24 protein-coding genes, 1 other RNA gene and 2 other annotated features (1 of these 27 only partly in view) are annotated in these 24589 nt (G+C 48.9%); of the genes, 23 read left to right on the top strand and 2 right to left on the bottom strand.

The annotated features are described in order from the left end of the window. Positions 1–23, top strand: a binding site (T-box leader) (it extends 199 nt beyond the left edge of the window). Between the two features lie 42 nt (positions 24–65). The 6 genes from hisS (at position 66) to KNQ08_RS07985 (ending at position 6353) form a co-directional block, all read left to right on the top strand. Continuing rightward, positions 66–1346: a histidine--tRNA ligase gene (hisS, locus tag KNQ08_RS08010; RefSeq protein WP_214805227.1), complete on the top strand. Its 1281-nt coding sequence runs from the start codon at positions 66–68 to the stop codon at positions 1344–1346. Beyond that, on the top strand, positions 1343–3109 hold the full coding sequence (gene aspS, locus KNQ08_RS08005; RefSeq protein ID WP_214805225.1) for an aspartate--tRNA ligase: 1767 nt from the start codon (positions 1343–1345) through the stop codon (positions 3107–3109). Before hisS ends, aspS begins: the two co-directional genes overlap by 4 nt. 62 nt (positions 3110–3171) lie before the next feature. Next, complete coding sequence (locus KNQ08_RS08000; protein WP_214771000.1) at positions 3172–3756, top strand: DNA-3-methyladenine glycosylase; 585 nt, start codon at positions 3172–3174, stop codon at positions 3754–3756. A 290-nt stretch (positions 3757–4046) separates the two neighbouring features. Next, the gene (locus KNQ08_RS07995; protein WP_214770997.1) at positions 4047–5231 is read left to right on the top strand and encodes a DASH family cryptochrome; all 1185 of its coding nucleotides are present in this window, start codon (positions 4047–4049) and stop codon (positions 5229–5231) included. Positions 5232–5305: 74 nt separating this feature from the next. Continuing rightward, positions 5306–5495: non-coding RNA, 6S RNA (ssrS, locus tag KNQ08_RS07990), on the top strand. A gap of 93 nt (positions 5496–5588) precedes the next feature. Continuing rightward, on the top strand, positions 5589–6353 hold the full coding sequence (locus KNQ08_RS07985; RefSeq protein WP_023468920.1) for a tRNA threonylcarbamoyladenosine dehydratase: 765 nt from the start codon (positions 5589–5591) through the stop codon (positions 6351–6353). An 11-nt stretch (positions 6354–6364) separates the two neighbouring features. On the opposite strand, the gene KNQ08_RS07980 is transcribed toward KNQ08_RS07985, so the two are convergent. Further along, positions 6365–7702 (bottom strand): replication-associated recombination protein A, encoded by a 1338-nt coding sequence (locus KNQ08_RS07980; protein WP_214805223.1) that lies wholly within the window; start codon positions 7700–7702, stop codon positions 6365–6367. A 60-nt stretch (positions 7703–7762) separates the two neighbouring features. Here KNQ08_RS07980 and cymR point away from each other — a divergent pair, with 60 nt between their 5' ends. From cymR to KNQ08_RS07960, 4 genes are read left to right on the top strand one after another with little or no spacing between them, the layout of a single operon-like run. Continuing rightward, complete coding sequence (gene cymR, locus KNQ08_RS07975; protein ID WP_029342236.1) at positions 7763–8170, top strand: cysteine metabolism transcriptional regulator CymR; 408 nt, start codon at positions 7763–7765, stop codon at positions 8168–8170. Positions 8171–8183: 13 nt separating this feature from the next. After that, positions 8184–9311, top strand: a complete 1128-nt coding sequence (locus KNQ08_RS07970) for a cysteine desulfurase family protein (protein ID WP_149427659.1) — start codon at positions 8184–8186, stop codon at positions 9309–9311. A 16-nt stretch (positions 9312–9327) separates the two neighbouring features. Beyond that, the gene (gene mnmA, locus KNQ08_RS07965; protein WP_214805221.1) at positions 9328–10449 is read left to right on the top strand and encodes a tRNA 2-thiouridine(34) synthase MnmA; all 1122 of its coding nucleotides are present in this window, start codon (positions 9328–9330) and stop codon (positions 10447–10449) included. Positions 10450–10462: 13 nt separating this feature from the next. Then, on the top strand, positions 10463–11128 hold the full coding sequence (locus KNQ08_RS07960; RefSeq protein ID WP_214805219.1) for a tetratricopeptide repeat protein: 666 nt from the start codon (positions 10463–10465) through the stop codon (positions 11126–11128). Between the two features lie 44 nt (positions 11129–11172). On the opposite strand, the gene KNQ08_RS07955 is transcribed toward KNQ08_RS07960, so the two are convergent. Continuing rightward, complete coding sequence (locus KNQ08_RS07955) at positions 11173–11721, bottom strand: VOC family protein (protein WP_023468914.1); 549 nt, start codon at positions 11719–11721, stop codon at positions 11173–11175. Positions 11722–11837: 116 nt separating this feature from the next. Between KNQ08_RS07955 and recD2 the strand changes: the two genes are divergently transcribed. The 13 genes from recD2 to fabF all read left to right on the top strand — a co-directional run bounded on the left by recD2 (position 11838) and on the right by fabF (position 24494). Continuing rightward, positions 11838–14063 (top strand): SF1B family DNA helicase RecD2, encoded by a 2226-nt coding sequence (gene recD2, locus KNQ08_RS07950; RefSeq protein WP_023468913.1) that lies wholly within the window; start codon positions 11838–11840, stop codon positions 14061–14063. Positions 14064–14105: 42 nt separating this feature from the next. Further along, positions 14106–14316 (top strand) — a binding site (T-box leader). A gap of 57 nt (positions 14317–14373) precedes the next feature. Then, positions 14374–17016, top strand: coding sequence for an alanine--tRNA ligase (gene alaS, locus KNQ08_RS07945; RefSeq protein WP_214770975.1), 2643 nt, complete (start codon positions 14374–14376; stop codon positions 17014–17016). Positions 17017–17050: 34 nt separating this feature from the next. Beyond that, complete coding sequence (locus KNQ08_RS07940; RefSeq protein ID WP_029342229.1) at positions 17051–17320, top strand: IreB family regulatory phosphoprotein; 270 nt, start codon at positions 17051–17053, stop codon at positions 17318–17320. After that, complete coding sequence (gene ruvX / locus KNQ08_RS07935) at positions 17317–17739, top strand: Holliday junction resolvase RuvX (protein ID WP_023468910.1); 423 nt, start codon at positions 17317–17319, stop codon at positions 17737–17739. Before KNQ08_RS07940 ends, ruvX begins: the two co-directional genes overlap by 4 nt. Before the next feature lie 14 nt (positions 17740–17753). After that, the gene (locus tag KNQ08_RS07930) at positions 17754–18041 is read left to right on the top strand and encodes a DUF1292 domain-containing protein (protein WP_023468909.1); all 288 of its coding nucleotides are present in this window, start codon (positions 17754–17756) and stop codon (positions 18039–18041) included. After that, positions 18028–18321, top strand: a complete 294-nt coding sequence (locus tag KNQ08_RS07925; RefSeq protein ID WP_023468908.1) for a DUF1292 domain-containing protein — start codon at positions 18028–18030, stop codon at positions 18319–18321. Before KNQ08_RS07930 ends, KNQ08_RS07925 begins: the two co-directional genes overlap by 14 nt. A gap of 78 nt (positions 18322–18399) precedes the next feature. Beyond that, entirely contained in the window at positions 18400–19548 is a 1149-nt protein-coding gene (gene mltG / locus KNQ08_RS07920; protein WP_149427657.1) for an endolytic transglycosylase MltG, read from the top strand. Between the two features lie 71 nt (positions 19549–19619). Further along, positions 19620–20258: an O-methyltransferase gene (locus KNQ08_RS07915; protein ID WP_023468906.1), complete on the top strand. Its 639-nt coding sequence runs from the start codon at positions 19620–19622 to the stop codon at positions 20256–20258. A gap of 16 nt (positions 20259–20274) precedes the next feature. Further along, positions 20275–20922, top strand: a complete 648-nt coding sequence (udk, locus tag KNQ08_RS07910; RefSeq protein ID WP_023468905.1) for a uridine kinase — start codon at positions 20275–20277, stop codon at positions 20920–20922. A gap of 56 nt (positions 20923–20978) precedes the next feature. Then, entirely contained in the window at positions 20979–21452 is a 474-nt protein-coding gene (gene greA, locus KNQ08_RS07905; RefSeq protein WP_029342224.1) for a transcription elongation factor GreA, read from the top strand. Positions 21453–21504: 52 nt separating this feature from the next. After that, positions 21505–22203 (top strand): 5'-methylthioadenosine/S-adenosylhomocysteine nucleosidase, encoded by a 699-nt coding sequence (gene mtnN / locus KNQ08_RS07900; RefSeq protein ID WP_023468903.1) that lies wholly within the window; start codon positions 21505–21507, stop codon positions 22201–22203. Between the two features lie 106 nt (positions 22204–22309). Further along, a complete protein-coding gene (locus tag KNQ08_RS07895; protein WP_050677578.1) occupies positions 22310–23254 on the top strand; it encodes a beta-ketoacyl-ACP synthase III in 945 nt (314 codons plus the stop codon). A gap of 1 nt (position 23255) precedes the next feature. Next, a complete protein-coding gene (gene fabF, locus KNQ08_RS07890) occupies positions 23256–24494 on the top strand; it encodes a beta-ketoacyl-ACP synthase II (protein ID WP_133207561.1) in 1239 nt (412 codons plus the stop codon). Positions 24495–24589: the final 95 nt, after the last annotated feature.

Genomic DNA, 24589 nt, shown 5'->3' with positions numbered 1-24589 from the left:
ATCTTCAAGTTCTCGTCCCTTTGCGGACGAGGACTTTTTTGTATTCAAAAAAGGAGGAATTTGAGATGAAATTACCACGCGGTACGTTTGATGTCCTTCCAGGAACAGTCGAACGCTGGCAGTACATCGAGCAACAATTACGTGACATCAGTAAGCGTTACAACTATAAGGAAATCCGGACGCCGATTTTTGAGGAGACAGAACTCTTTAAACGTGGCGTCGGTGAGACGACGGATATCGTTCAAAAAGAGATGTTCATGCTTGAGAAACGCGGAAAAGACCAGTTGACGTTACGTCCAGAAGGAACGGCTGCTGTCGTTCGTTCATTCGTGACGAACAAACTGTTCGGTTCACCGAACCAACCGACGAAATTGTTCTATATCGGACCGATGTTCCGTTATGAACGTCCGCAAGCAGGTCGTTTCCGTCAGCTCCACCAATATGGAGTCGAAGCACTCGGTAGTGAACAGCCAGCGATTGATGCGGAAGTCATCAGTCTCGCGATGAGCATCTACCGTTCATTCGGATTGAAGCACCTCAAGCTCGTCATCAATACACTCGGGGATAACGAAAGTCGCGCGGCACACCGGGCAGCACTCGTCGATCACTTCAAGCCGGTCGTTCACGAGTTATGTCAGGACTGTCAGAACCGTCTCGAAACGAATCCACTTCGTGTCCTCGACTGTAAGGTCGACCGCGATCACCCGAGTATGGCAACGGCACCATCAATTCTCGATTACTTAAACCCGGCATCAAAAGCCTACTTCGACGAAGTATTGCTTCACTTAGATGCACTCGGCATCGAGTATGTCGTTGATCCAACGCTCGTCCGCGGACTCGATTATTACAATCACACGGCGTTCGAGATCATGTCAGAAGCAGAAGGCTTCGGAGCGATTACGACATTATGTGGCGGTGGACGATACAACGGTCTCGTCGAACAAATCGGTGGACCGGCAACGCCGGGAATCGGATTCGGAATCGGCATCGAGCGTTTATTGATGGCGCTTGAGAATGAGAACGTCTTACCGGTAGTCGACGATCAAATCGATGTCTTCATCGTCGCGCAAGGCAGTGACGAAGTCGAAAAGACAGCAACACGTCTCTTACAATTGATGCGTCTCGAAGGACTCGTCGCGGATCGCGATTATCTCGGTCGGAAGTTCAAAGGACAATTCAAGGCAGCCGATCGCTTGAAAGCACGCTACACGGTCATCCTCGGGGATGAAGAAGTCGAGCGTGGTGCAGCGGCGCTGAAGAACATGGCTACAGGGGAACAGACGGACGTTCCGTTATCAGCAGTCGCTGATACAATCGTCGCGAAATTAAAGGAGGAAGCACAATGATCGGACGCACGCATATGAACGGTCAGGTGACAGAAGAAGTCATCGGACAGCACGTTCAACTTAAAGGATGGGTTCAAAAACGACGTGACTTAGGAGGATTGATCTTCCTTGATCTCCGCGACCGTAGTGGCATCGTCCAAATCGTCTTCCAACCGGAAAACGAGCAGGCACACCGCCTTGCGGAATCAATTCGTTCAGAGTATGTCCTCGATATCAAAGGACACGTCATCGCCCGTGAGAATCCGAACCCGAACATCCCGACTGGGCAAGTCGAGGTCGTCGCGGATGAAGTCGTCATCTTGAACGCAGCGAAGATGACACCATTCCCGATCAGTGAAGAAGCAGAACAGACGTCAGAAGATTTACGTCTCAAATACCGTTATCTTGACTTACGTCGTCCATCGCTCCAAGAGACATTCCGTCTCCGTTCGAAAGCATCGAACATCATGCGGAACTTCCTCGATGAGCAAGACTTCCTGGAAGTCGAGACACCGATCCTAACGAAATCAACACCAGAAGGCGCACGTGACTATCTCGTTCCGAGTCGTGTTCACCCAGGTGAGTTCTATGCCTTGCCACAATCGCCACAATTGTTCAAACAATTGCTGATGGTGTCTGGTTTTGAGCGGTACTTCCAAATTGCACGTTGTTTCCGTGACGAAGACTTACGGGCAGACCGTCAACCTGAATTCACGCAAGTCGACATCGAGACGAGCTTCATGGACATCGAAGATTTGTATGCGATGATGGAGTCGATGATGACACGTGTCATGAAGGAAACGCTTGGCAAAGACATCGTGACACCGTTCCCACGGATGCCATATGCGGAAGCGATGAGCCGGTATGGTTCGGATAAGCCGGATACACGCTTCGGTCTCGAATTGATCGATGTCGCGGAAGCCGTCAAAGGTGCAGGATTCAAAGTATTCGACATGGCACTTGAAGCAGGTGGTGAAGTCAAAGCATTGAACGTCAAAGGTGCAGCTGAGCGCTTCTCGCGGAAAGATATCGATAAGTTACAAGAATTCACGGCGATCTACGGTGCAAAAGGTCTCGCTTGGGTCAAAATGACAGCGGACGGACTGAACGGTCCGATCGCGAAGTTCTTTGACGAAGAAGCAACTGCTCGCCTGACAGCGGCGACAGATGCGGAAGCAGGCGACTTATTGTTGTTCGTCGCAGCAAAATCATCGATCGTAGCAGATAGCTTAGGTGCACTCCGTCAGAAATTAGCGAAGGAACTGGACTTGATCGATGAGTCGGTCTTCAACTTCCTTTGGGTGACGGATTTCCCACTCGTCACGTACGAAGAAGAAGAAGGTCGTTTCTACGCGAACCACCACCCGTTCACGATGCCACGTCGTGAAGATCTCGAATTGCTCGAGACGGATCCTGGAAAAGTCCTCGCCGTCGCGTACGACCTCGTCTTGAACGGATACGAGCTCGGCGGTGGATCACAACGGATCTACGAACGGGATATCCAAGAGCGGATGTTTAAGTTGCTTGGCTTCACAGAAGAAGAAGCAAACGAGCAGTTCGGTTTCTTGATGGAAGCATTCGAATACGGAACACCACCACATGCGGGGATCGCACTTGGTCTAGACCGTCTCGTTATGTTACTCGCAGGACGTTCAAACTTGCGTGATACGATTGCCTTCCCGAAAACAGCATCAGCAAGTGATCTGTTGACGGCAGCACCAAGCCCAGTCTCAGATGCACAATTAAACGATCTCTCGATTCGAACAGCAGTCAAACAATCGTAAGACACGACAAGCGAATCTTCCGGTATGGGAGATTCGCTTGTTTCATGAAGGAGGATGAACGGATGGAACGACACTTTTTTGAACGGTCTCCGGTTGAAGTCGGTCCAGACTTCTTAGGAACACAGATCACAGTCGATGAGGTGACGATGCGGATCGTCGAGGTCGAAGCCTATCTCGGTCCTCACGATCAAGCAGCACATTCATTTTCCGGAAAACCAACGAAACGGACGGCACCGATGTTCGGTCCGCCGGGGCATCTTTATGTATATTTCACATATGGTATGCATCACTGCATGAATATCGTTTGTGGACATGAAGGGGAAGGATACGGACTGTTGCTACGAGGTGCGGAAATCATTAGTGGGCACGATCTCGTCGCTGAACGTCGTTTTGGTTGTTCCTACGCAGAGTTGACAGCGGCGCAACGACGCAATCTCGTCAATGGACCGGCGAAACTGTGCCAAGGATTCGGTCTAACGACAGCTGATTCGGGACAGGATCTTTATCAAGACCGTTTCCGACTCGTTGCTGACTCGGTCGACGCGATCGTCCAGACGACACGGATCGGTATTCCGAATGCAGGAGAAGCGACAGCCTATCCATGGCGGTTTTATGTAGAGGCGAGTGAAGGGGTAAGTAAACGTTAAAAAATGGACGCTCCGATAAGGAGACGTCCATTTTTTATTTAGGGTTGTTGATTGATTTTTTCGACTGCTGTTTTTTATAGAATTTATAGACGATTGGACCAACCGTCGTTACGAGCGTCATTAATGTTCTGAGTTTACCGCGTTTTGCTGCCATTGATTCATTCACTCCTCTGATTTGTTGTACTAATCATATTCCACGAAAACAACGTCTTAAAACCTCATCGGCACATCAAGTGGTTTTCTATCTACCTTGGTCGGGTCATAGTATAAGGAGAAGGGAGTCGATCAATATGGGAGCAGTCGTTTGGTATCGTCATGATTTACGTGTCGATGATCATGAGGCACTTCGGAGTGCGTGTGAAGAACAAGACGTCATTCGTGCCGTATACGTTAAAGACCAAAAGAAACGCGATTTTAAAAGAGGTACACAACAAGCACGGTTCGAACAAGAGACACTAGAGAACCTAGCGGGTCATCTGTCTCAAATCGGGATTACGTTAGATATAGTAGAAGGGGAGACAATTGAGACACTCGATTCTTACCTGCAAGCGGATGATACCGTCTATTTCCATAAGATGACCGGCACAGAAGAAGCGGCAAGTGAACAGTATATCGAAGACAAGTATGCCGTCCGTTCTTTTGAGACACAGACATTACATCGTCGCGAAGATATCGGAAGTGATGAATTAAAACGCGTCTTTACGGCATTTCGAAAACGTGTCGAGGCGAAAGGGACCTTCTACGATCCACTCGATCCACCAACCGGTATTCAGTTAGTAAAAGAAGAATCGGTCGAAGCGAATCCCGAAATCGCGTTCCCGTTCCGTGGTGGAGAGTCAGCAGGGAGAGCGCGCCTTCAGGAATACCTTGCTGAGCCTGTATTCACCTATAAAGAAACACGGAATGGGTTCTTACGAAATGATTCTTCGAAGCTGTCTGCCTGGCTAGCGAACGGATCACTCTCGCCGCGTCGCGTCATGGCTGAATTGCAGGAAGCCGAGCGAAAAAAGGGAGCGAATGATTCGACGTACTGGTTGTATTTCGAACTGTTATGGCGTGACTTCTTCCATTTGACGATGCGTGAGACAGGAAGCCGTCTGTTCCGTGCGAGCGGATTACAAGAAGGTCAATACACGTGGAAGGCGGACCAGCTAGCTGTCGAACGCTGGATAGAAGGAAAAACCGGTGTGCCATTCGTCGACGCCTTCATGAACGAGATTCGCGAGACGGGATGGATGTCGAACCGCGGCAGGCAGATCGTTGCCAGTTATCTAATTCATGAATTAAAGCAGGACTGGCGCATCGGAGCGCGATATTTCGAACAGCAGTTGATCGACTATGATGTCGCTTCGAACTATGGGAACTGGGCGTTCATCGCGGGTGTCGGGAATGCAACACGCACACCACGATTCGATCCTGCATTCCAACAACAACGATATGATCCGAATCAACACTTCACGAAACGTTGGACCTGAAAAAAGCATCTTTTTCTGGAGTGGGAAGTAGTTGCATTTCAGAGGGGAGGATGCTATATTAAATGCATCAGATGGGGTTCCTGAATTGTACGAGAGCCGCCTTTTATCTTTGAGCCACTCTTTTTTGATAGGGAGTTTGACGTTCCAACTAGTAGTACATGCCTCGTAACACAGCAGGAGGACGTACGAATAGGAATCGGATAAGACACCCACCTGCACAGCAGGTTCAAAAATAAGGTATCGACACGGCACTTCGGGTCCCATCGTCTTATTATTTTGTTGTTTGACACGTCGCATGACGTTTTTTTTTATGATATAATTCCGAGTAAAACAGTATGAGTATTGTGAGGTTATGAGATGTTACATCAATTTTCGCGTAATGAATTAGCAATCGGTAAAACTGGACTTGACGCATTGGCATCCAAGTCCGTCGCTATTCTGGGTATCGGTGGTGTTGGATCATTCTCAGCAGAAGCGCTTGCCCGCAGTGGTGTAGGTCGTTTGATTCTTGTCGATAAGGACGATATCGACATCACGAACGTCAACCGACAAATCCATGCTTTGCTTCCGACGGTTGGTCAACCGAAGGTCGATGCGATGGCAGAACGTCTTGCGTTAATCAATCCGGATCTTGAAATCGTTCGCTTGAAGATGTTCTACAATGAAGAGACATTCGAGTCGTTCTTCGAACAGCAACCGGATTATGTCATCGATGCATCGGACACGGTCTCGTTCAAGATTCACTTGATTCAGGAATGTAAGAAACGTAACATTCCAATCATCTCAAGCATGGGGATGGCGAACAAGATGGATCCAACACGCATCAAGATCGTTGACATCAAAGATACAAGTTATGATCCACTAGCGAAGGTCATTCGGACGAAACTTCGGAAAGCCGGTATTCATAAAGGTGTTCCTGTCGTCTTCTCTGATGAACCGCCCGTTAAGATCATCGAAGAAGTCCGTCAAGTCGTCGGAAACGATGCGGCTGCAATTCGTAAGGCAAAGATGCCGCCAAGTTCGAATGCGTTTGTTCCATCAGTTGGTGGATTGATCGCAGCGAGCTACGTCATCAATGAGATCGTCCGTGAAGCCGGCGTGACGATCGAACGCGTTCGTTAAAAAAAGCGACCTTATGGTCGCTTTTTCTGATGTGTGGCTGTTTGTTTGTGCCAAAAATCAAGTCGAGCTTGCAGTTGTTTCTCAAAACCGCGTGGGCTTGGACGATAAAAGACTGGTTTTGTCCGGGCAAGGTTCTCCGGCCAGTAATTCTGTGGCACATAGGCATGTTCGAAGTCGTGCGGATACTGATAGGTGACGCCATTTCCAAGTGCTGCTGCCCCTGGATGATGGGCATCGCGCAAATGCGGCGGTACCGGACCACCGTCTGAACGACGGACGAGTGTCAATGCTTGATCGATCGCTGAGATGACAGCATTCGATTTCGGCGCCGTCGCGAGATATAAGACGGTTTCAGCGAGCGGAATCCTTGCTTCAGGGAAACCGACGTACTCGCACGCGCGTGCGCAAGCATCGACCATCAATAATGCTTGCGGATCAGACAGACCGATGTCTTCTGCCGCATGGACGTAGAGACGCCGTACGATGAAGCGCGGACTTTCGCCCGCTTCAATCATGACAGCGAGCCAGTAGAGCGCAGCGTCGGGATCGGAACCCCGAATCGATTTGATGAAGGCGGAGATGACATCATAATGCCGATCGCCGTCCTTATCGTACTTCAATGCTTTTTGTTGAATCGATTCCTCGGCGACAGCGAGATCGATCGTGATCTGACCATCGATTTCCGGTGTCGTTAAGACGGCGAGTTCAAGCGCATTCAACAATGCCCGGTAATCGCCATCCGACAACTTGACGTAATGATCGATCGCGTCATCCGTGATCGTGATCGGATATTTGCCAAGACCACGCTCTTCGTCTTTTAGGGTCCGGTCGAGGACGATCCGTAAGTCATCTGGCGTCGGGGGTTCGAAACGAAAAACCGTTGCCCGCGATAACAGAGCGGCGTTGACCTCAAAACTCGGATTTTCAGTCGTTGCCCCGATCAACGTGATCGTACCTGCTTCGAGCGCTGGCAGTAAAGCGTCTTGTTGCATCTTATTGAATCGATGGATCTCATCGAGAAAGAGAATCGTTTTTTGATCCTCGAACTGAAGACGGGCTTCGGCCGCTTTTAGAATTTCCCGTAATTGTTCCAGTTTCGCTGTGACCGCGTTCAATTGTTCGAACGCTGATTTCGTATAACTAGAGATGACACGCGCGAGCGTCGTCTTACCGGTTCCGGGTGGACCGTAAAAAATGACGGTTCCGAGACGATCGGCTAAGATGGCACGCCGCAGGAGCGTCGTCTCTCCAATCAGATGGCGTTGTCCGACGATTTCATCCAGATTCTGCGGACGCATTCGATTCGCGAGCGGTCCGGCAGGTGACTGGGATTCAAATAAATGTGCCATACACATACGCTCCTTCCACTTTTAGCTACTACTATACTAGAAAGGATGATCCTTCGCATGATGAAAATCTCGACGAAAGGGCGATATGGTCTGACGATCATGATCGCACTCGCGAAAGAAGCTGAATCTAAACCATTATCCCTAAAAAAAATCGCGCAGATGTATGACTTATCTGAGCATTATCTTGAACAGTTGATTGCCCCCCTTCGTAATGGAGGTCTCGTCAAAAGTGTCCGTGGTGCTTACGGCGGGTATAAGCTCGGTCGTGAAGCGCAAAACATCACAGCGGGTGAAATCATCCGTCTGCTTGAAGGACCACTCGTGGTCGTCGAAGGCGATGCGTGTGACGAGGTCACGAAGCGCAAACTTTGGGATAAAATCCAGCAAGCAGTCGATCAAGTACTCGATTCAACAACGCTACAAGACTTAGCGGAAGAAGAAGATACAGGATACATGTTCTATATTTGAGAGGTGAAAACGAATGAATTACTTTGACCATTCGGCGACGACGCCGATGCGTCCGGAAGTCCTTGAGGCGATGACGCCTTATTTGCTCGAACAGTACGGCAACCCATCGAGTGTCCACGCGGCTGGTCGGTCTGCTCGGGCAGCAATTGACAAAGCACGCCGGCAGATCGCACAAGAATTGAACGCGAAACCAACCGAACTGATTTTTACGAGTGGTGGAACGGAATCGGATAATTATGCGATTTTCGGTGCGGCTGAGGCGGCGCGTGAAAAAGGGCGTCATCTCATTACGACACGGTTTGAGCACCATGCTGTATTACATGCGTTCGAAGAGCTCGAAAAACAAGGCTATGACGTCACGTATCTCGATGTTCCAGATACAGGCGTCGTCTCAATGGCTGCTTTGCAAGAAGCGGTACGGGAAGATACGACACTCGTCTCGATCATGTTCGGCAACAATGAAGTTGGAACGATTCAGCCGATTGCGGCATTCGGTCAATTTCTACGAGAACGCGGTATTTTGTTCCATACGGACGCGGTGCAAGTGTTCGGGAAACAAGCAATCGATGTCGAAGCGTTACAGGTCGATCTCTTATCAGCGTCTGGTCATAAAATCAATGGTCCAAAAGGAATCGGATTGTTGTATGTACGGACTGGTGTGAAGTTAGCTCCTCAAACGTTCGGAGGAGAACAGGAACGCAAGCGTCGTGCTGGTACAGAGAACGTACCGGGAATCGTCGGTTTAGCGAAAGCGCTCGAACTGATGATCGCGGAGCGTGATCAACAACAGGACCACATCAAACAGTTGCGCAGCGTTTTGCTGACGCGATTGGATGAAAGTGGCGTCACTTACGAAGTCAACGGTGTTGAAGGATTACCGAATGTCCTCAATCTTTACTTCCCGCAGATTGAGATCGAACCGTTCTTGATCATGCTCGATATGCGCCAGATAGCCGTATCGAGCGGGAGTGCATGTACGGCAGGATCCGTCGCACCTTCGCATGTCTTATCGGCGATGTATGGCGAAGATGAACGGACACGAGCATCGGTCCGAATCAGTTTTGGTCACGGAAATGAGCTCGCGCAAGTCGAACTACTCGCACAAGCCTTGCAAGATGTCGTAAAATCGTTTCAGAATTAACTAAGAGGTGAAATAAATGAATACACGAGCGAAAGCCCCGAGTGAAACGACAGTCGTCGTTGGGATGTCGGGCGGTGTCGATTCTTCTGTGACCGCTCATTTATTAAAAGAGCAAGGCTATAACGTCATCGGAATCTTCATGAAAAACTGGGATGACACGGATGAGAACGGCTTTTGTACGGCGACGGAAGATTATGAAGACGTCATCGCGGTAGCCAATCAAATCGGCATTCCGTACTATGCGGTCAATTTCGAGAAAGAGTACTGGGATAAGGTCTTCACGTACTTCCTCGATGAATATAAACTCGGTCGGACACCGAATCCGGACGTCATGTGTAACAAGGAAATCAAGTTCAAAGCCTTCCTCGATCACGCGATGCGTCTTGGTGCCGATTTCGTCGCGACAGGGCACTATGCGCGGGCCGTCTATGAGGATGGAGAACATAAATTGCTTCGAGGCGTTGATGCAAACAAGGATCAAACATATTTCTTGAATCAATTGTCGCAAGAGCAAATCGCGAAGGCGATGTTCCCGATCGGGCACATGGAAAAATCAGAAGTGCGCCGGATCGCAGAAGAAGCGAACCTCGCAACGGCGAAGAAAAAAGACTCGACAGGCATTTGCTTCATTGGCGAGCGGAACTTCAAACAGTTCCTCGGTCAATATCTGCCGGCCCAACCCGGTGAGATGCGGACACTTGACGGCAACGTCATGGGACGTCACGATGGATTGATGTACTATACGATGGGGCAACGTCATGGACTCGGTATCGGTGGCGACGGAGAGCCTTGGTTCGTCGTCGGGAAAAATTTAGAGGAGAACATCCTCTATGTCGATCAAGGATTCCATAACGAATTGTTGTATTCGGAAGGATTACATGCTTCAGATGTCAGCTGGACATCTGAGCGTCCGGTCGGTGAGACATTCCGTTGTACGGCGAAATTCCGTTACCGTCAACAAGATACAGCGGTCACGGTTCGTGTCCTCGAAGAGGGACTCGATGTCTCGTTTGACGAGCGTCAACGAGCAATCACACCAGGACAAGCGGTCGTGTTCTATGATGGAGACATCTGTCTCGGTGGTGCGACGATCGATGCAGCCTATAAAGCAGGCGAACGCCTCGCTTATCTAGCGTAAGGAGCAAAAGAAGATGAACTATAATGAAGTGGGATTCCGGCATCTAGAAGCTGGAAATTATGAATTAGCAGCGCAAGCGTTTAACGACGCGATCGAACAAAACCCAAAAGATCCGACAGCGTACGTCAATCTTGGAACATTACTCCAATCGATGAACGACGCTGATCGTGCGCTTCGTTTTTATGACCGGGCACTGATGATCGATAATACGTTTGCGAGTGCCTATTATGCGAAAGGTGCCTTGTTCTTTGCTGCCGACAAACTCGTCGAAGCAGAGGAATCATTGCGGGCAGCGTTATTATATGGACTTGACGACGCGGATCTCCATTTCATGCTCGGGATGACGTATCAAAAACTTGGTGATCCAGTACGCGGGTTGCCCCGTTTACAGCGCGCGTCAGAATTAAACGGTGTCGATATCGAGATCGCATTCCAATACGGACTTGCCTTAGCGCAAAACGAGAAGTTGGGAGAAGCGGTCGAGATGTTCGAGCACGTCTTGATGCTTGACGAAACGCATACGGATGCACGATACAATTATGCGATTGCCCTTGCTTTCCTCGGTCAACAGGAAGCCTGTTATGCAGAACTCGAAGCCGTTCTTGCCTACCAGCCGGAACACGCTCTTGCGCGGGACGCGAAAGCGAAGATGGATGCGTTATTAAAACAAGCAGACTGATATAAAAAAGACGATTCCGCCTGGAGTCGTCTTTTTTATGCTATTTAATTCCCAACTTCACGGATGACACGAAGTGGTGGACCGGAAAAGTCTTCATAGGCTTCATCCATGTTTTTCGTGTACAGTTCGATGACGTTATTTTCCGTATCCTTGAAATAAGCAGAATGCTCTTTTTGATTCGAGGTCTCCTGTTCGTCCCATTCTCTGAGCTTCACGGTGATCGATGCTTCCCGCAGTTGATTCAAGGCTTGCTGGAACTCGTCCTTCTCAACGTAGAACGCACAGTGGACATGGACACCACCTTCATCGTACAACGTGTCCCATTCGGACACTGGTAAGTGTTTGACGGTCCGTTCTTCCATCGTAAAGTCCCGTTTCAGCCACAGACCGAGTCGCGTGTTACCGCCAATGTAGAGCCACGTTGCCCAAACCCCGTCTTGCTTAGATTGTTCTTTGCTCGGTTCAGCGTCCTCAGGAGCCCATTGCTCGACGACTGGAATGCCTAGTGTCCCATTCCAAAAGCCGACCGCACGATCCATATCCTCGACTTCAAGTACTAATTCACACAATCCTGCAATCGGTAAACGTGCCATCCTTAAACTCCTCCTCTTAACGAAATGTTTCAGGGTATCTTTCCCTGATTTAAAATCCGGTAAACGAATGCTATGATGAAAGCAGCGAATGAAAAAGAGAGAAAGAAGGTGGAGTGATGGAGCACCCCCATCAAGTCGTCGGGCGCGTCAAACGTGTGCTCTTTTCTTCTGAAGAAGAAGCACACTCCATTGTATTGGTCGCCGTCAAAGAAAAGAACTTTGAACTGAAAGAAACCGAGCTTGTCATCACGGGTACTGGGGTTGGGATCGAACTCGGAGGAACGTATCAAGCATTCGGTCGTCTCGTCGATCATCCCCGATTCGGAAAACAACTGAAGGCGGAGCTGATTCGGCGATCGGTTCCGATGACAAAACATGCGACGATCCGCTTCTTGACGAATGGTTCGTTCACCGGCATTGGCCCGAAGACAGCGAAAAATATCGTCGATGCTCTCGGAGAAGAGGCAGTGGATCTCATTTTGAAAGATGAACGGGTACTGAATCAGGTGCCTGGGTTAAAACAAAAACAAGCTGACATCATCTTGAGTCGACTCGCCACGTTATACGGTGTCGATCAGTTGATGCTGTTCTTAGCACCGTTTGATGTTACACCGAAGCTAGCGGCAAAGATTTATGCTGCTTACGAAGGGGACGCCATGGCGCGAATACGAGAGAATCCATATTCCTTGATGTATGAAGTGAATGGGATTGGTTTTAAGACAGCCGATCATATCGCATCACATCTTGGACTCGTCGGATTACACCCGGAGCGCGTCGCTGCTTCGATCATGCACATATTAGAACAAGAAGCAGGAGAGGGACATGCCTTTGCGACAGTCGACTCGCTATTGCAACGGGCGCCCCGGTTGCTTGGTGAAGACCCAGGGGAACGGCTAGAACAAGCGATTGAACTGTTGCTCGCTGAAGATAAGGTCAAGCTCGAAGAAGGCTGTCTGTATTTACCGACGATCTTTTATGCCGAAGTTCGGGCGGCGAAGGAACTCGCGCGGGTCATGGCGAACGGTGCCGAACAGGAAGTCGATGTCGCGACGATCCTTGAAGCAATCGGGCACCTCGAAGAACAGTTTGGCATGGAATATGCGGCGCAACAGCGGGAAGCGATCGAGTTAGCGGTCAAAGCACCGCTGATGGTCCTGACCGGTGGACCCGGTACCGGTAAGACGACTGTCATCAAGGGAATTTTACATGCCCTGCAAGAAATTCATGATTGGCCGCTTGAGAAGAGTCGCGTCAAGACGGGAGATGTCTATCCGTACGTTCTTGTTGCACCGACCGGACGCGCCGCTAAACGTTTGTCGGAAGCAACGGACGTCCCAGCGATGACGATTCATCGTCTATTGAAGTATGACGGAACGAACTTTCAGCTAAATGAAGATCAGCCGATCACGGGGAAAGTACTGATCATCGATGAGTCGTCGATGATTGATATCTACTTGTTATCGAGTCTGCTCCGTGCTGTGCCGAACGGCATGAAAATCTTGTTCGTCGGTGACCGCGATCAGTTACCATCCGTCGGTCCTGGGCAGGTGCTGGCAGATTTGATGGATACGGAAGGGATTCCCGTCGTTCGTTTGAACGTCGTCCATCGCCAAGCGGAAGATTCTTCGATTTTACGGCTCGCGCACGATTTGAAGAACCGGACGACGTCAGCTGATTTGTTATCACCACTTGCGGATCGTCGCTTTTACACCGCGTCTCCGCAAGAGACGTTACGCGGCATCTCAGCCTTCGCGGAAAAAGCACTTGCAAAAGGGTATTCGAAATTCGATGTTCAGGTTTTGGCACCGACTTACCGTGGTCAGGTCGGAATCGACGAACTGAATGTCGCCTTGCAACGCGTCTACAATCCGGAGGAACCGAAAAAACGCGAAGTCAAACAAGGCACCCGGATTTACCGGACCGGGGATAAGATTCTTCAGCTCGTCAACAATGCGGAAGAGAACGTCTATAACGGAGATATCGGCGAAATCGTCAATATTTTCTTCGCCAAAGAAAACGTCGACAAGGTGGATAAGATCATCGCCCGCTTCGACCAGACGGAAGTCGAGTACAACCGAAGTGACTGGGATCAATTCACGCATGCCTACGCGATTACGATTCACAAGGCACAAGGGTCCGAGTTTCCGATCGTCTTGATGCCGGTCTATTTCACGGGGGCATTCAAGCATTCCCGAAACTTGATTTATACGGCGGTCACCCGTGCGAAGTCGAGTTTATTATTGTTCGGCGACCCACGAGCGTTTCATAAAGCGTCGCAAGAAGAGGAGCCTCGGCGCCGAACACGATTGATTGAACGACTCGGTGGGGTGACAAAGACTTGACGGATGCTGTGCGATAGGTAATAATCACGATAGATGAATGGACGTAACACGTTGATGGAAGATAAGTAAAAGGAAAACTCGAGTCCAGAGAGAAGTGAGTCTGCTGCAATCACTTTCTCGAGTCCCTTTGAAGCTCCTTCCGGAGTCGGGTGTAAACACCTGCGGGTCATCCCCGTTATCAGATGTTCGAGGTAGGCAATGGATTGCTTACGAACGAGGGTGGTACCACGGAAGCGATGCTTTCGTCCCTTTTCAGGGATGAAGGCATCGCTTTTTTGCGTCCAAATAAAACCAATGGGGGTAACTGTTCATGAAAGCTCTAAAACCATTAACGGGTGCACAAATCCGTCAGATGTATCTTGATTTCTTCCAAAGCAAAGGGCATGCGATCGAACCGAGTGCTTCACTCGTACCGGTCGAGGATCCATCGCTCTTGTGGATCAACTCAGGGGTTGCGACACTCAAGAAGTATTTCGATGGTCGTGTCATTCCTGATAATCCACGTATCGTCAACGCACAAAAATCAATCCGGACGAATGATATCGAAAACGTCGGGAAAACAGCACGTCACCATACGTTCTTCGAGATGCTCGGAAACTTCTCTGTCGGTGATTACTTCCGTGAAGATGCGATCAAATGGGGCTGGGAACTCTTGACGAGTGATGACTGGTACGGTCTTGACCCGGAACGTCTCTCGGTCACGATTCACCCGGAAGATGACGCAGCACGTCAAATCTGGCTTGAACTCGGTGTACCGGCTGAGCGGATCATTCCACTTGAAGATAACTTCTGGGAAATCGGTGAAGGTCCATCTGGTCCGAACACGGAAATCTTCTTCGACCGTGGACCTGCTTTTGGAGACGATCCGAACGATTCAGAACTCTATCCAGGTGGCGAAAACGAACGCTATCTCGAGATCTGGAATATCGTCTTCAGTCAGTATAACCACGATGGACACGGCAACTACACGGAACTTCCGCGTAAAAACATCGATACAGGAATGGGACTTGAGCGGATGGCATGTGTCATGCAGGACGTGCCGACGAACTTCGATACGGATCTGTTCATGCCGATCATTCACAAAACAGAAGAGATCAGCGGTAAAATCTACCGTGACGATTCAAAACTTGATGTAGCATTCAAAGTCATCGCAGACCACATCCGTACCGTATCATTCGCGATCGGTGATGGTGCGCTTCCTTCGAATGAAGGACGCGGATATGTCCTTCGTCGTTTACTACGCCGTGCGGTTCGTTATGCGAAGATGCTTGGAATCGAGCGTCCGTTCATGTATGAACTCGTCGATACGGTCGGAAACGTCATGGTCGACTTCTACCCACAAGTGCCAGAAAAAGCGGACTTCATCAAACGCGTCATCAAAAACGAAGAAGAACGTTTCCACGAGACACTTCATGACGGTCTTGCAATCTTGAATACGGTCGCTCAGACGTCTAAGGCAAACGGTGAGCATGTCATCAGTGGTGAAGATGCGTTCCGTCTGTATGACACGTATGGTTTCCCACTCGAATTGACAGTCGAGTATGCGGAAGATCATCAGATGTCTGTTGATGAAGAAGGCTTCAAACTAGCGATGGATGCACAACGTCAGCGGGCACGTGCAGCGCGTGAAGAGAGTGGTTCGATGCAACAGCAATCGGAAGTCCTCTCGACGCTAAAAGATAAAAGTACGTTCGTCGGCTATACCGACCTTAAGGCGGATGCGAAAATCATCGCATTGTTGCATGATGGAGAACGAGTCACAGAAGTCGCTGCTGGTGAAGAAGCACAAGTCATTCTCGACATCACGCCGTTCTACGCTGAAAGTGGTGGTGAAGTCGCGGATACAGGAACAATCGAAGGCAAAGACTTCGTTCTTGATGTCAAAGATGTTCAAAAAGCACCAAACGGTCAAAACTTGCATACGGTCATCGTTCGTACAGGGATCGCAACGGAAGCTGCAGACGTCGTTGCAAACGTCGAAGCAGCAGAGCGTAAAGCCGTCACGAAAAACCATACGGCAACACACTTGCTTCATAAAGCATTGAAAGATACGCTCGGAACACACGTCAACCAAGCGGGATCACTCGTTTCTCCAGATCGTCTTCGTTTCGACTTCTCACACTTCGGTGCAGTGACACAAGAAGAGTTGACGAAGATTGAACAAGACGTCAACCAAGCAATTTGGGCATCGCTACCGGTTGATATCGAAGAGATGAACATCGCTGATGCAAAAGCAAAAGGCGCAATGGCGTTGTTCGGTGAGAAGTACGGCGAAACGGTCCGTGTCGTCTCAGCAGGCACATACTCGATCGAGTTGTGTGGCGGTATCCACGTCGGGAACACAGCAGAAATCGGCTTGTTCAAGATCGTTTCAGAGTCTGGGATCGGTGCAGGTACACGCCGAATCGAAGCGGTAACGGGTGCAGGCGCATATCGTGTCATGAATCAACACTTGGAAACACTCGAACAAGCAGCAGCTGTCTTGAAGACGAAGACGACAGAAGTTCCTGTTCGCATCGAAGCACTGCAACAACAGCTCCGTGAGACGGAACGGGCGAATGAATCGTTGCAAGCAAAACTTGCGAACATCGAAGCTGCTTCATTGAAGGACGATGTTGAGGAAATCAACGGTGTGCGTGTGCTTGCGAAACGCGTCGACGTCTCAGATATGGATGCTCTTCGCGGTATGATGGACGAGTTGAAGAGCTCGCTCGGATCAGCAATCATCGTTCTCGGAAGTGCGCAAGGTGAGAAAGTCAATCTCGTCGCAAGCGTCTCAAAAGATTTAATCGACCAAGGCTATCATGCTGGTAAATTGATCAAGGAAGTCGCAACACGCTGCGGTGGTGGCGGTGGCGGTCGCCCTGACATGGCTCAAGCTGGTGGAAAAGATGCGTCGAAATTAGAAGAAGCACTCGCGTACGCTTCACAATACGTGCAATCACTGGCATAATAGAAACGTAGTGTATATGAAAGAGGTGATGAACGTGAGTCAGATGGATCAAACGATGAAATTCAACTTTCCGGAAGACGATAACAAAGCAGCGACACGTGATGTGTTGTTGACGGTCTATCATGCTTTAGAAGAAAAAGGATATCATCCGATCAACCAAATCGTCGGCTATCTCCTTTCAGGAGATCCTGCTTACATTCCTCGTCATAATGACGCACGTAATTTAATTCGTAAGATTGAACGCGACGAATTGCTCGAAGAACTCGTGAAATCTTATTTGGCGGAGAGTGGAAATTCAAAATGAAACGTGCAATGGGACTAGATGTCGGTTCGAAGACGATCGGGGTAGCGGTCAGTGACTTGATGGGCTGGACGGCGCAAGGCGTCGAGACGGTCAAGTGGACGGAACCGGATTACCCAGAAGCCTTCAAACGGCTCGATGTCATCATGAAGACATACAATGTCGAAATCCTAGTCATTGGTCTTCCGAAAAACATGAACGGTTCCATCGGTCCCCGCGCAGAAGCAAGTGAAGCTTTTGCGAAGGAAATCGAACAGCATACCGGGCTTGAAGTCGTCTTCATGGATGAACGGTTGACGACGATGCAAGCAGAACGGATGCTGATCGATGCCGATGTCAGCCGTAAAAAGCGTAAACAAGTCATCGATAAGATGGCTGCCGTCATGATCCTGCAATCGTACTTGGATCGGACGAACCGATGAAGGGGGAGAAACCGATGGCTGAAGAAAAACGTCAGTATCTCTTTCCAGATGAAGAGGGCGGCGAACATCTTTTCGAAGAATGGTACCGTTACTCGAGTGAACGTACAGGAAAAACCTATCTGTTTCTTGAAATGATCGGTAACCCTGACGAAGGAGCAGATGATCTGATCATCTGTGAGATCGATGAATATGGAGAAGGCGAAGATGATTTCGAATTGAGCCTGATCGATGAAAATGATGAGCAAACTTGGGATGAACTCGAGCTTGCGTTAAAGGAGCGGATCACTGATGCAACAGAATGAACCAACACGTTACGTAATTCCGGACGGCGAAGGAAATGATTTCGAATTCGTAGAACGTCTGCGTTATGAAAGCCCACGTTCGAGCAAGACATACATCTTCCTTGAGCCAATCGGAGCAGACTATGACGAAGCAGAAGAAGTCGACATCTTCGTTTACGAACTCGACGAATACGGTGATGGAGACAACGACTTCAACCTCGTACCAATCGATGAAGACGATACAGCGACTTGGGATGAAATCGAAGAAGTCTTTAACACGCTCGAAGACCAGTTAGACTAACCCGACTCATGACAGGTGACGTCGTAAGAGACTTTCTCTTACGATGTCACCTTGTTTTAAGAGAAGAAGGAGGAACCGATGGAGAACGAATGGAAGCAAAATGCTGAAATCGAAAAAAGGCGACGCCGGACATCACGCCGGATTACGCTAATCATCCTTTCTGTATTGTTGACGATTTTTCTAGTTGCCAGTGCGGTCGTCTATGTCTTTTTGAAAAATGCGCTTGAACCAGTCGATGAAACAGCGACGAAATCCGTCAAAGTCGAAATTCCTTTAGGAGCAGGAACGAGTTCGATTGCTTCTTTACTAAAGGAAAAAGACTTAATCGCAAACGAGACGATTTTCCGTTACTACGTCCGTTACAAGAATGAATCGTCATTCCAGGCGGGTACGTATACACTGTCACAAGCCATGTCCCCGGATGAAATCATCAATGAATTAAAGACGGGAACGGTCATGAAGGCAGCGGATGTGAAAATCACGTTACCTGAAGGCATCACGATGGATCGTCAAATTGCTTTGATCGCGAAAGCAACGAACTTCAAGGAAGAGACGGTCCGTAAAGAATTGACGGATGCGACATTCATCGATAGCATGATTGAAAAATATCCGATGTTGACGGATGAAGTGAAGAAGAATGGTGTCCTGTATGCACTTGAAGGGTACCTCTTCCCAGCAACGTATGAGTTTGATAAAGGAAAAAGCATTGATCAAATCGTCGAGACGATGCTCGATGAAACAGAAAAAGTCTACGATGAGAATGAGGATGCTATTCAAAAGTCTGGCATGACCTTCCATGAAGTACTCAGTCTCGGTTCCATGGTCGAGCGTGAGGCGGCGACAGCAGATGATCGTCGTGAAATCGCTGGTGTCTTCAAAAATCGATTGGATGACGGTATGAAGTTACAGTCGGATCCAACGGTTTGGTATGGCACAGGTGAAAATACGGCCTTAACGACGCTGAAGGATCTCGAGAATAATTCGAAGTACAATACGTATAAGTACGAAGGGATTCCGATCGGTCCGATTTCAACGGTCAGTAAGGATTCGGTACTTGCCGTGTTAAATCCGAATAAAACGAAATATGTCTATTTCTTCGCCCGTCCACCAAGTGATAAACATCCACGAGGACAGATTCTATACGAAGAGACATATGAAGAACATCAACGAAACGTCGTTAAGTATAAGCCGGAATGGGTGGAATACGAAGCGAGTAAAGAGCAATGAGCAACGGGTTGGGTTGAAGCGGGAAGTTCGCTTCAAGTCAACCTGTTTATGCGGAAGAGGGAGTGAATGGCGTGAATGATTTCACGACCTATGTCGAATCAATGATTCATCCTCGAGATGCTCTGTTAGAAGAAATGGAGCGTTATGCGGAAGAACATCATATACCAATCATCGAACTGACAGGTTCCGAAGTCTTGTTATCGCTATTGCGATTACAACAACCGAAGCGCATTCTAGAAGTTGGAACCGCAATCGGATATAGTGCGATTCGGATGGCCCGTGCGCTACCGGATGCGCGCATTACGACGATTGAACGGAATGCAAAGCGGTATGAAGAAGCAAAAACCTTCATCGCCCGGTCAGATGTGGCGGACCGGATTGACATCATTTTTGGTGATGCAGTAGAATTAGCCGAAACGCTTGAAGACCAGTTCGATGCGGTCTTCATTGATGCAGCTAAAGGACAGTATAAAAAATTCTTTGCAGGATATGGGCGACTCATTCCTGAGGGCGGCGTGCTCTATACGGATAATCTCTTCTTACACGGAGATGTCCTCGAGTCTGATCCGAAGACATTCGATCGAAGAAGACGTCGACTCGTGCGTCTCGTCAAGGAATTCACGGTCTGGATGATGGAACAAGAACAATACGATACGACGATTTTTCCGCTCGGTGACGGTGTATCCGTCAGTCGGAAAAAGTCGAAATGATGGAGGAACGAATGACATGCAAAAACCGGTAGTAATTGGTGTAGCGGGCGGAACGGGTTCAGGGAAGACGACGGTGGCACGTTCACTCGTCGATGCGTTCCCAAGTGAATCAATCGTCATGATTGAGCAGGACGCGTATTATAAAGATCAAAGTGATTTATCAATGGAGGAGCGGTATCAGACAAACTATGATCACCCGTTCGCTTTTGATAATGGTCTGTTGATTGAGCACATTCAGTCGCTCCGTGAAAACATTGCCGTTGAAAAACCGGTATATGACTATGTCGCCCACACGCGGGCACAAGAAACGATTCGTCTCGAACCACGCGATGTCATCATCGTAGAAGGAATTTTAGCGCTTGAAGACGAACGGTTACGGGAACTAATGGATATCAAGGTGTTCGTCGATACGGATGCGGACGTTCGCATTCTGCGTCGGATGCAACGCGATATCAACGAACGTGGACGTTCAATCGACTCAGTCGTTGAGCAGTACACGAATGTCGTTCGTCCGATGCATCTGCAGTTCTGTGAACCAACAAAACGGTATGCGGACATCATCGTACCGGAAGGCGGAGAGAATCATGTCGCTATCGATTTACTCGTGACGAAGATTCGAGCGATTCTTGATTATCGTTCAGCACTCGATCAAAGAGGATATTGATTCCAAAAAAGATGTGAATATACTATACTAGTGGAATAAAAAGGAGCGTGACAAAAATGGCAGAAAAGCAATACTACATGACGCTTGAAGGTAAAGCGAACATTGAAAATGAATTGAATGAATTGAAGTCAGTCCGCCGGAAAGAAGTCGTCGAGAACATCAAGATTGCCCGTTCGTTCGGTGACCTTTCAGAGAACGCAGAGTACGATTCAGCAAAAGAAGAGCAAGCGATGGTCGAAGGCCGGATCGCTCAACTTGAAGAGATGCTTCGTAATGTTGCCATCATCTCAGAAGAAGAGAAGGATATCTCGGTCGTCGGTATCGGAACGACGGTCACTTTCTTAAGTGTCGAAGATAACGAAGAAGATACGTATACGATCGTCGGTAGTGCCGAAGCAGATCCGTTCACGGGTAAAATCTCGAACGAATCACCAATCGCGAAAAGTTTAATGGGGCACCAAGTCGGAGATCAAGTCTCTGTACCAGCACCAGGCGGCGAATACGCAGTAAAAATTACATCGATCAAATAAAGAACACAGGAGCCGGAGCAATCCGGCTTTCTGTTTGATGGAGGAATGAATTATGCCAATCGCAATCATCGGCGCAATGGAAGAGGAAGTCAACTTATTGCGTAATGAGTTATCAGAACGTAAAGATACAGTCATCGCAAACTATCATTTTTATGAAGGGCTTTTAAATAGCGTTCCTGTCGTCATCTTGAAGTCAGGAATCGGGAAAGTGAACGCTGCGATCGGGACGACATTATTGCTAGACCACTACAAACCAAGTGCTGTCATCAATACGGGCTCAGCAGGTGGATTCAAGGAAGGCTTAACGGTCGGGGATGTCGTCGTCTCAACAGAAGTACGTCACCACGACGTCGACGTGACGGCATTTGGATACGAATATGGTCAGGTACCTGGAATGCCAGCTGCCTATCAAGCAGATCCGAAGCTTGTTGCGACAGCAGAAGCCGTCATCGAGCGGATGGATGCGATTCGCGTCGTCCATGGATTGATTGCGACAGGCGATTCATTCATCCACGATTCAGAGCGATCTGCTCAAATCAAGGCGCACTTCCCAGAAGTCGCAGCCGTCGAGATGGAAGCAGCACCAATCGCACAAGTCTGTCATCAGTTCGGTGTTCCGTTCGTCGTAACACGTTCGATTTCAGATAGCGCCAATGAAGAAGCGTCACTCTCGTTTGATGAGTTCCTCGAGATTGCGTCAATCAATTCCGCTAAAATGGTCATGGAAGTCGTACGGACGTTAGCAGAATGAGGTATGGGGAAGGGCACGGGAGACCATGCTCTTCCTTTTTTCTTTGACAAAAGCATATTAACGCTTTATATTAGTACCAGATACTAATAACAAAAGGGGATGCCTTATGAAGATCGGGATTGTAGGATTAGGAACGTCTTTGCCGTCACGCCGCGTGACGAACGATGAATTAGCAACGACGCTCGATACGAGCGATGAATGGATTCGGACACGGACAGGAATCGGGGCACGACGGATTGCAGCCGATGATGTGGATGTCACTGACTTAGCGACAGAAGCTGCTCAGAAAGCGCTTGATGATGCTGGATTGACAGTAGAGGACATCGGGTTGATCGTCGTCGGAACGGCAACAGGACGGGCGTTTCCATCTACTGCCTGTATCGTTCAAGAGCGTCTTGGAGCACGAGGAGCGACTGCATTCGATATTAGTGCGGCATGTAGTGGTTTCATCTTTGCATTACAAACAGCTGCTAGCATGTTAGCAACAGTCGAAGGAAAACATGCGCTCGTCATCGGTGCTGAAAAAATGTCGAGTATCGTCGACTGGTCAGACCGGTCAACTGCCATCTTATTTGGAGACGGTGCAGGGGCAGTCGTCATCGGACCAACTGAGCAAGCGGGGCTTAATGCCTTTGAACTTGGAACAGATGGACGCGGAGCACATTTATTATTTAAGGACATCGATGGACCGATCGAGATGAATGGTCGTGAAGTCTTTAAGTTCGCTGTTCGCAAATTACCGGAAATCGTTGAAAAAGTCATTCAAAAAGCGGATAGTACGCTCGAAGATATCGATATCTTGATCCCGCACCAAGCAAACCTACGCATCATTGATGCAGCGTGCGAACGGCTGCATATACCGCAAGAGAAAGTCATCGTCACCATCGATGAGCATGCGAATACATCGGCTGCTTCAATCCCACTCGCACTCGAAGAAGCACGTCAACAAGGACGCCTGACACCTGGTACGAAGCTCGTACTTGCTGGATTCGGTGCCGGATTGACTTGGGGAGCAGCATACATTACTTGGACTAAAGGAGAGAACACATAAGATGATGAGAAAACGCGTTGTAGTCACAGGAATCGGAGCACTGACACCAATCGGGAACGATGCCAATACATTCTGGGAAGCATTAAAAGAAGGAACGAACGGGATTCGACCGATGGAGCGTCTCGATATCGATGAATATCCAACAAAGGTCACTGGCGAATTGCAGAACTTCGACGTGACAGAATTCATCGAGGCGAAAGAAGCACGCAAGATGGACCGCTTCGTTCATTACTCACTTGTCGCAAGCATGGAAGCTGTAAAAGATGCTGGAATTGATATCAAGTCGATTGCTGAACGTGCAGGTGTCTGGATTGGATCAGGAATCGGTGGCGTGGAGACAATCGAGAAACAAGCAAAAATTTACTTCGAGCGTGGACACCGTCGTGTCAGCCCGTTCTTTATTCCGATGATGATTCCGAACATGGCAAGCGGTCAGGTATCGATCTATACCGGAGCCAAGGGGCCGAATAACTGTTCTGTCACAGCATGTGCTTCAGGAACGAATGCCATCGGGGAAGCACTTCGTGTCATCGAACGGGGCGATGCAGATGTCATGATCGCTGGTGGAGCGGAAGCACCAATCACGAACTTAGCGTTTGCTGGTTTTTGTTCCAACAAAGCGATGTCAACGAATCACGATCCTGAGACAGCAAGCCGTCCGTTTGACGAAGGGCGTGATGGATTCGTCATGGGAGAAGGGGCAGGCATCTTGATTCTTGAAGAGTACGAGCATGCGGTAGCACGTGGCGCAAAAATCTATGCTGAAGTCAGTGGGTATGGATTAACAGCTGACGCCTACCACATCACAGCTCCAGATCCAGATGGAGACGGTGGCGCGCGTGCGATGGCAATGGCAATCCAAGATGCAGGTATCGCACCAGAAGCAGTCGGATACATTAATGCACACGGAACGAGCACACCGATGAACGACATTCTTGAAACAAAAGCGATTCACAGTGTTTTCGGTGAACAGGCAAAACAACTTGTCGTCAACTCAACGAAATCGATGATTGGTCACTTACTTGGTGGCGCTGGTGGCGTCGAGGCGATTGCGACGATCAAATCGTTACAAGAACAAACCGTTCACCCGACGATTCATCTCAAACAGCCGAGTGAAGGCTGCGATCTTGATTACGTGACGGAAGGTGCACGGAGCGTCGAATTGAATTACGCCCTGAGCAACTCGCTCGGGTTCGGTGGACACAACGCATCACTCGTCTTCAAACGTTACGAAGCTTAAGCTTAAGCGATTCCCTTGAAAAAACGAGGGGGTCGCTTTTTTGCTGATTTTCTGATTCAATAGAGAAATGCGTGTTTGACGCAGAAAGGAGTCGT

Source organism: Exiguobacterium sp. s46 (assembly GCF_018618875.1).
Classification (GTDB): domain Bacteria; phylum Bacillota; class Bacilli; order Exiguobacteriales; family Exiguobacteriaceae; genus Exiguobacterium_A; species Exiguobacterium_A abrahamii.
This window is presented reverse-complemented; position numbering and strand designations above follow the sequence as displayed.

What these genes read in the sequence shown, in the direction of transcription:
- hisS (WP_214805227.1), top strand. Translation starts at nt 66, where the DNA reads ATGAAATTACCACGCGGTACGTTTGATGTCCTTCCAGGAACAGTCGAA.
- aspS (WP_214805225.1), top strand. Translation starts at nt 1,343, where the DNA reads ATGATCGGACGCACGCATATGAACGGTCAGGTGACAGAAGAAGTCATC.
- KNQ08_RS08000 (WP_214771000.1), top strand. Translation starts at nt 3,172, where the DNA reads ATGGAACGACACTTTTTTGAACGGTCTCCGGTTGAAGTCGGTCCAGAC.
- KNQ08_RS07995 (WP_214770997.1), top strand. Translation starts at nt 4,047, where the DNA reads ATGGGAGCAGTCGTTTGGTATCGTCATGATTTACGTGTCGATGATCAT.
- KNQ08_RS07985 (WP_023468920.1), top strand. Translation starts at nt 5,589, where the DNA reads ATGTTACATCAATTTTCGCGTAATGAATTAGCAATCGGTAAAACTGGA.
- KNQ08_RS07980 (WP_214805223.1), bottom strand. Translation starts at nt 7,702, where the DNA reads ATGGCACATTTATTTGAATCCCAGTCACCTGCCGGACCGCTCGCGAAT.
- cymR (WP_029342236.1), top strand. Translation starts at nt 7,763, where the DNA reads ATGAAAATCTCGACGAAAGGGCGATATGGTCTGACGATCATGATCGCA.
- KNQ08_RS07970 (WP_149427659.1), top strand. Translation starts at nt 8,184, where the DNA reads ATGAATTACTTTGACCATTCGGCGACGACGCCGATGCGTCCGGAAGTC.
- mnmA (WP_214805221.1), top strand. Translation starts at nt 9,328, where the DNA reads ATGAATACACGAGCGAAAGCCCCGAGTGAAACGACAGTCGTCGTTGGG.
- KNQ08_RS07960 (WP_214805219.1), top strand. Translation starts at nt 10,463, where the DNA reads ATGAACTATAATGAAGTGGGATTCCGGCATCTAGAAGCTGGAAATTAT.
- KNQ08_RS07955 (WP_023468914.1), bottom strand. Translation starts at nt 11,721, where the DNA reads ATGGCACGTTTACCGATTGCAGGATTGTGTGAATTAGTACTTGAAGTC.
- recD2 (WP_023468913.1), top strand. Translation starts at nt 11,838, where the DNA reads ATGGAGCACCCCCATCAAGTCGTCGGGCGCGTCAAACGTGTGCTCTTT.
- alaS (WP_214770975.1), top strand. Translation starts at nt 14,374, where the DNA reads ATGAAAGCTCTAAAACCATTAACGGGTGCACAAATCCGTCAGATGTAT.
- ruvX (WP_023468910.1), top strand. Translation starts at nt 17,317, where the DNA reads ATGAAACGTGCAATGGGACTAGATGTCGGTTCGAAGACGATCGGGGTA.
- KNQ08_RS07930 (WP_023468909.1), top strand. Translation starts at nt 17,754, where the DNA reads ATGGCTGAAGAAAAACGTCAGTATCTCTTTCCAGATGAAGAGGGCGGC.
- KNQ08_RS07925 (WP_023468908.1), top strand. Translation starts at nt 18,028, where the DNA reads ATGCAACAGAATGAACCAACACGTTACGTAATTCCGGACGGCGAAGGA.
- mltG (WP_149427657.1), top strand. Translation starts at nt 18,400, where the DNA reads ATGGAGAACGAATGGAAGCAAAATGCTGAAATCGAAAAAAGGCGACGC.
- udk (WP_023468905.1), top strand. Translation starts at nt 20,275, where the DNA reads ATGCAAAAACCGGTAGTAATTGGTGTAGCGGGCGGAACGGGTTCAGGG.
- greA (WP_029342224.1), top strand. Translation starts at nt 20,979, where the DNA reads ATGGCAGAAAAGCAATACTACATGACGCTTGAAGGTAAAGCGAACATT.
- mtnN (WP_023468903.1), top strand. Translation starts at nt 21,505, where the DNA reads ATGCCAATCGCAATCATCGGCGCAATGGAAGAGGAAGTCAACTTATTG.
- KNQ08_RS07895 (WP_050677578.1), top strand. Translation starts at nt 22,310, where the DNA reads ATGAAGATCGGGATTGTAGGATTAGGAACGTCTTTGCCGTCACGCCGC.
- fabF (WP_133207561.1), top strand. Translation starts at nt 23,256, where the DNA reads ATGATGAGAAAACGCGTTGTAGTCACAGGAATCGGAGCACTGACACCA.